This window comes from Xenophilus sp. (genome assembly GCF_044462705.1).
GTDB classification, from domain to species: Bacteria; Pseudomonadota; Gammaproteobacteria; order Burkholderiales; family Burkholderiaceae_C; genus Xenophilus; species Xenophilus azovorans.
On the sequence record NZ_JBIQNC010000257.1, the window covers coordinates 1 to 6,070 of the forward strand.

General features: G+C 72.8%; 5 protein-coding genes. 3 read left to right on the top strand and 2 right to left on the bottom strand.

Annotated features, from left to right (window positions below):
• Positions 1 to 122 precede the first annotated feature (122 nt).
• Both ACIY1X_RS23965 and ACIY1X_RS23970 read right to left on the bottom strand, forming a co-directional pair.
• Complete coding sequence (locus tag ACIY1X_RS23965) at positions 123 to 1,232, bottom strand: M14 family metallopeptidase (protein ID WP_399685531.1); 1,110 nt, start codon at positions 1,230 to 1,232, stop codon at positions 123 to 125.
• Positions 1,229 to 2,428: a M20 aminoacylase family protein gene (locus ACIY1X_RS23970; protein ID WP_399685534.1), complete on the bottom strand. Its 1,200-nt coding sequence runs from the start codon at positions 2,426 to 2,428 to the stop codon at positions 1,229 to 1,231. Before ACIY1X_RS23970 ends, ACIY1X_RS23965 begins: the two co-directional genes overlap by 4 nt.
• Positions 2,429 to 2,536: 108 nt before the next feature.
• Between ACIY1X_RS23970 and argE the strand changes: the two genes are divergently transcribed.
• Genes argE through ACIY1X_RS23985 form a run of 3 tightly spaced genes read left to right on the top strand, consistent with a single transcriptional unit; the run spans position 2,537 to position 5,934 of the window.
• A complete protein-coding gene (gene argE, locus ACIY1X_RS23975; protein WP_399685537.1) occupies positions 2,537 to 3,742 on the top strand; it encodes an acetylornithine deacetylase in 1,206 nt (401 codons plus the stop codon).
• Positions 3,735 to 5,006 (top strand): DUF445 domain-containing protein, encoded by a 1,272-nt coding sequence (locus ACIY1X_RS23980; protein ID WP_399685540.1) that lies wholly within the window; start codon positions 3,735 to 3,737, stop codon positions 5,004 to 5,006. The genes argE and ACIY1X_RS23980 overlap by 8 nt, the downstream gene beginning before the upstream one ends.
• A gap of 28 nt (positions 5,007 to 5,034) precedes the next feature.
• Positions 5,035 to 5,934, top strand: a complete 900-nt coding sequence (locus tag ACIY1X_RS23985; protein ID WP_038216089.1) for a LysR substrate-binding domain-containing protein — start codon at positions 5,035 to 5,037, stop codon at positions 5,932 to 5,934.
• The last annotated feature ends 136 nt before the right edge of the window (positions 5,935 to 6,070 follow it).

Consider the following 6,070-nt stretch of genomic DNA (forward strand, 5'->3'; position numbering starts at 1 on the left):
GGCACCCGGCTTCGACAGGCTCAGCCCGAACGGTGGTTGGGGTATCAGCTTCCCCTGTGGATGCTCCCCCAACGGTTCCACGCGCCGTGGCCGGGGGCCTGGGGCGCGCCCCCTAAGTCACGTCAGGAGTCAGCCACCCCACTCAACCCATCCACCGCCTGGAACATCGCCTGCCGCGCCTGGCTGATGACCTGCCCCTTCCAGGCGTCGGTGTCGGTGTAGAAGGCCTCGCGCATCTGCCGGCGGATGGCGGCGGCCAGCTCGGGGGCGGCGTCGGGATGGTTGTGCAGCCAGTGGTCGGCGCGCGTGGCCTGCATCACCTCCAGCAGCGGCAGCGTGCCGTACTCCATCGCGATGCCGGTGTACTCGGCCTGCGGGCATTCCTCGTAGACCGCGTTCCACATCAAGCCGTTGAGCAGCGAGGAGGTGGAGCTGCCGTCGTAGATCGAGGTGACGGGCGTGGCGCCGCCGCCGCTCCACCAGGCGCTGGCGCGCCGGTAGGCGGCCGCGTCGTCGCGGCAGGCGAAGATGCGCTCGCCCAGCCCGTTCGGGCCCAGGCCGGTGTGCAGGTCGATCCAGGCGATGCGCCTTGCCGCCGCGCCGTGCTGGCGCAGCACCTGGCGCAGCGTGCGGTTGCTCCAGGTGGGCGCCCGGCCGCCGAAGAACACGCCGTCCTCGAACTGGTACTGGCCGCTCGACATGGCGGCCTGGAAGGCGGGCATGCCGTGCTGCTGCATCCACTGGCCCAGCGCCGCCTCGTTGGCCGGCGTGGGCGGCCACTCGCGCGGCAGCAGCAGCGCGTGCAGCTCGGCATACGCAGGGTTGGCGGGCAGCGGCGCGCCGAAGTCCGCGAAGTTGCGGTTCAGGTCCACGTTCTCCTGCGTCGTCCGCCGCCCGTGCGAGAAGCCGTGCGGATTGAGCGCATGCACGTACAGCACCGCCACGCCGGCGGCGCGCGCCTTGTCGCGCCACTCGTCGTCGTGCAGCGCGAAGACCTGCACGCCGCTGCCGCAGTGGCCCTCCACGCCGTGGCAGGCGCTGGTGACGACGAGCAGGCGCTCGGCATCGGCCGGGCCTTCGCGCGCCACGTCCATCGCCAGCGCCTCGCCCCCGGCGCCGGGCAGCGCGAGCGGATGCGTCTGCACCGGCAGCCCCGCCGCCACGCAGGCGGCCAGGAACTTGGCGCGCCCCTCGGCATAGCTCGCCGGGAAAGCCTCCACCACGCCGATCATGCGGCACGCTCCTGGGCCAGCCACTGCTCGGCCAGTTGCACCCAGACCGTGGCGCCCAGCGGGATCAGGTCGTCGTTGAAGTCGTAGCTGGCGTTGTGCAGCGTACAGGGCCCCTCGCCGTGCAGCGCCGGGCGGTGGCTGCCGTCGCCGTTGCCGATGAAGGCGTAGGCGCCGGGCCTGGCCTGCAGCATGAAGGCGAAGTCCTCGGAGGTCATCGCCGGCTCCTGCTTCAGCACGTTGTCGGCGCCGACCACGCTCGCCATCACGCCGCGGGCGAAGTTCGCCTCGGCCTCGGTGTTGACGGTGGGCGGGTAGTAGCGCACGAACTCGAAGTCGCACTCGGCGTCGTGCGCGGCGCAGATGTGCTCGGAGATCTTGCGCATGCGTGCCTCGATCATGTCCAGCACCTCGAGGGAGAAGGTGCGCACGGTGCCGGTGATCTCGCAGTCGTTGGGGATCACGTTGTTGGTGTCGCCGGCATGCACGGTGGTCACGGAGATGACGGCCGCGTCCAGCGGCTTCATCTTGCGCGTCAGGATGGTCTGGAAGGCCTGCACCATCTCGCAGGCGATGGGCACCGGGTCGATGGTGGTGTGCGGCAGCGCCGCGTGGCCGCCCTTGCCGCGCACGGTGATGTAGAACTTGTTGCCCGAGGCCATCACCGGCCCGGGGCTGACGGCGAACTGCCCGGCCTGCATGCCCGGCCAGTTGTGCATGCCGAACACGGCCTCCATCGGGAATTTATCGAACAGCCCGTCCTTGATCATCCGGTCGGCGCCGCCGCCGCCCTCCTCGGCCGGCTGGAAGATCAGGTAGACGGTGCCGTCGAAGCGGCGGTGCTTCGCCAGGTGCTGCGCCGCCGCCAGCAGCATGGCGGTGTGGCCGTCGTGACCGCAGGCGTGCATCTTGCCCTCGTGCCTGCTGGCATGCGCGAAGGTGTTGAGCTCGTGGATGGGCAGCGCGTCCATGTCGGCGCGCAGGCCCACGGCGCGCGGGCTGGTGCCGTTCTTCACGATGCCGACCACGCCGGTGGTGCCCAGGCCGCGGTGGATGGGGATGCCCCATTCCGTCAGCCGCGCCGCGACCACATCGGCGGTGCGGACTTCCTCGTAGGCCAGTTCGGGATGCGCGTGCAGGTCGCGCCGGATGGCGGCGATGCCGGCGGCCTGCGTGACGATGGAATCGATGAGCTTCATGCGCCGCAGTCTAGGCTTTTGGGCCGAAGCCGCCACCGCCGCAAACCCGGGGCCCGGGCGCGCCCTGCGCCGCGGGCGGACGGCGGCCGGCTGCCTCACAATCCCCCCATGCCCGAGACCGCCCTTTCCGCCCGCGCCCTGGAGTTCGCCCAGACGCTGGTGCAGATGAACACCGTCAGCGCGAACAGCAACCTGGAGCTGATCGACTTCGCGCGCGACCACCTGGCCGGGCTGGGCATCCGCAGCCGCCTGACCTGGAACGCCGACCGGACCAAGGCCAACCTGTTCGCCACGCTGGGCGCGGGCAAGCCGGCCGGCGTCATCCTCTCGGGCCACACCGACACCGTTCCCTGGGACGGCCAGGACTGGAGCGTGGACCCGCTCTCGGCCATCGTGCAGGACTGGCCGATCACCGAGGGCGACGACTTCCGCGGCAGCGCGCGCCTGTACGGCCGCGGCGCGGCCGACATGAAGGGCTTCATCGCGGTGGCGCTGGCCAACGCCGAGCGCTTCGTCGAGAGCGACGCGCCCTTCTCGGTGCACCTGGCCCTCAGCTACGAGGAGGAGATCGGCTGCTTCGGCGTGCGCGAGCTGATCGCCGACCTGAAGGAGGCCGACATCCGCCCGCTGGCCTGCATCGTCGGCGAGCCGACGCTGATGGTGCCGGCCATCGCGCACAAGGGCGTGTACCGCTGGCGCTGCTGCGTGCGCGGCAAGGAGGCGCACTCCTCGCTCACGCCGCAGTCGGTCAACGCCGTCGAGATGGCCGCCCGCGTGGTCGGCAAACTGCGCGACATGGCCGAGCTGTACGAGCGCGGCGAGCGGCGCTACGCCGGCTTCGACGTGCCCTACTCCACCGCCAGCGTGGGCCAGTTCCACGGCGGCATCGCCGACAACGTGGTGCCGCGCGACGCCGAGTTCCGCTACGAGTTCCGCAACCTGCCGATGGTCGACGCACTGGCCATGCAGCGCGAGGTCGAGGCCTACGCCCGCTCGCTGGAGCCGGCGATGAAGAAGGTCGCGCCCGAGGCGGGCTTCCGCTTCGAGACCATCTGCGAGATCCCGGCCTTCCAGGGCGACGAGAAGGACGCGGTGACGCGCCTGGCCCAGCGCCTCGCCGGCGAGCCGCGCACCACGCTGGTGGCCTTCGGCACCGAGGCCGGCCTGTTCAAGGGCGCCGGCATCCCCACGGTGGTGTGCGGCCCGGGCAGCATCGCGCAGGCGCACCAGCCCGACGAGTACGTGACGCTGGAACAGCTCGCCCGCTGCGAGGCCTTCATGCAGGGCCTGGCGGACACGAAGGACATTGGCTGAGGCCGAGGCGACCCGCGCCGCGCGCCATCCGGCCGCCGGCATGAAGCGCCTGGCGCTGGCGCTGCTGGCCGGCGCCGCCCTGCTCTATGCCGCCGCCACGCGCTGGGGCGCCCTGCACCCGGCCATGGGCTACGTGGCGGCCTTCGCCGAGGCGGCGATGGTCGGCGCCATTGCCGACTGGTTCGCGGTGACGGCGCTGTTCCGCCGTCCGCTCGGGCTGCCGATCCCGCACACGGCCATCATCCCGGAGAACAAGGCGCGCATCGGGCGCAACCTGGCGAATTTCATCTGCGACCATTTCCTCGCCACGCCGCAGGTGCTGGCCAAGCTGCGCGCCGCCGACCCGGCCCTGCGCCTGGCGCGCTGGCTGGCCCGGCCGGCGCAGGCCGGGCAGCTGGGCGCGCTGGCGGCCGTGCTGCTGCGCTACGGCCTCACCGCCTTCGACGACGAGCGGGTGCGCGCCTTCCTGGCGCGGGCGGCGGGCGCGGGCCTGGCGCAACTGGACTTCTCGCGGCTGGCCGGCCGGGTGCTGGAGGCGCTGACCGCCGACGGCCGCCACCAGGCGCTGCTGGACGACCTGCTGGGCCGCACGGCCGCGCTGCTGGACGACGAGCAGCTGCAGGAGCAGCTCACCGACGCCATCGCCCGCGAGATCAAGGCGCTGCGCTACGTCGGGCTGGACCAGGTGGCGGCCCGCCTGGCCACGCGCAAGATCGTCGCCGCCGTCGCGCGCACGCTGGGCGAGACGGCGGCCACGCCCGACCATCCGCTGCGCCGGCGCTTCGACGGCTTCATGGACCGCGCGGCGGCGCGGCTGCAGGCCGACCCGGCCTTCATCGCCCGCGGCGAGCAGATCCGCGCCGAGCTGCTGGCGCACCCGGCCCTGGCCGACTACCTGCAGGGCCTGTGGGACCGCCTGCGCGCCTGGCTCGACGCCGACCTGGCGCGCGAGGACTCCAGCCTGCGCCGCCGCGTCGCGCAGATGGCCGGCACGCTCGGCGAGCGGCTGCAGGCCGACGAGGCGATGCGCCGCTGGATCGACGAACAGTTGCTCGACGGCGCGCCCCGCGCCATCGACCGCTGGCGCGAGCGCATCCGCCGCTACATCGAGGAGCGCGTCGCGCAGTGGGACAGCGCCGAGCTGACCGGCGAGGTGGAGCGCGCCATCGGCCGCGACCTGCAGTTCATCCGCATCAACGGCACGCTGGTGGGCGGGCTGGTCGGCCTGCTCATCCACGCCGCCACCCGCGCGCTGGGCGGGTGAGAGCGCGCGGCCCGCGCACAATGCCGGCATGGCCCCCAACGCCGCCCGCATCCCGCCCATCCAGGCCCTGCTGGCCTTCGAGGCCGTCGCGCGCCTGCGCAGCGTGACGCAGGCGGCGGCCGAGCTGAGCGTCACGCCCAGCGCGGTGAGCCACCGCATCCGCCAGCTCGAGTCGCAGCTCGGCCTGAAACTCTTCGCCGCGCGCGGCGAGTTCCTGCCCACGGCCGAGGGCGCTGCCTACCTGGCGCGCGTGCGCGAGGCGATGGCGGCGCTGCAGGACCAGCCGCTGGCCGGCCAGCCCGGCGCCGACGCGCCGGCGCGGCTGCGCGTGGCGGTCACGCCCACCTTCTCGCGCCAGTTGCTGCTGCCGCGGCTGGCGATGTTCCGCCACGCCTACCCGGACATCGAGCTGATGCTGCAGGTGGCCATCCCGATCCACAACGTGACGGCCGAGGAGGCCGACATCGAGCTGCGCTTCGGCACCGGCCCCTTCCCCGACCGCGAGTCGATGCACCTGCTCTCGGACGAGGTCTGCCCGGTGTGCAGCCCGGAGTACCTGCGCGAGGCCGGCCCCTTCGACGACGGCTTCGAGACGGAAGCGTCGATCGGCCGCGCGCACCTGATCCGCTCGCCGCTGGAGCCCTGGCGCACCTGGTTCCGCGCCTGCGGCATCGGCCTGCCGGAGCCGGCCTCGGGCAACCAGTTCAACGACCTGGGGCTGGTGCACGACGCCGCGGTGGCCGGCTTCGGCGTGGCGCTGATGCGCATGCGGCTCGGGCAGAGCTGGCTGGACAGCGGCCGCCTGGTGCGCCTGTCGCCGCGCAGCGTGCGCTCGCCGCACGACTACTTCCTGTGCTGGAAGCCCGGCACGCTGGAGCGCTGGGAATGCGCCGCCTTCGTCGACTGGCTGCGCGGTGCGTTGAAATGACACACCCCCCAAGCGGCTTCGCCGCTCCCCCCTCTCTCGCCTTCGGCGGGAGGGGGGCGCACCCGGAGGCCTGGCCAAGCCAGTTCCTCGGGTGCCCTGGCATGGCCTGCTCCGCGGCCTTCGGATCAGGGAAGGC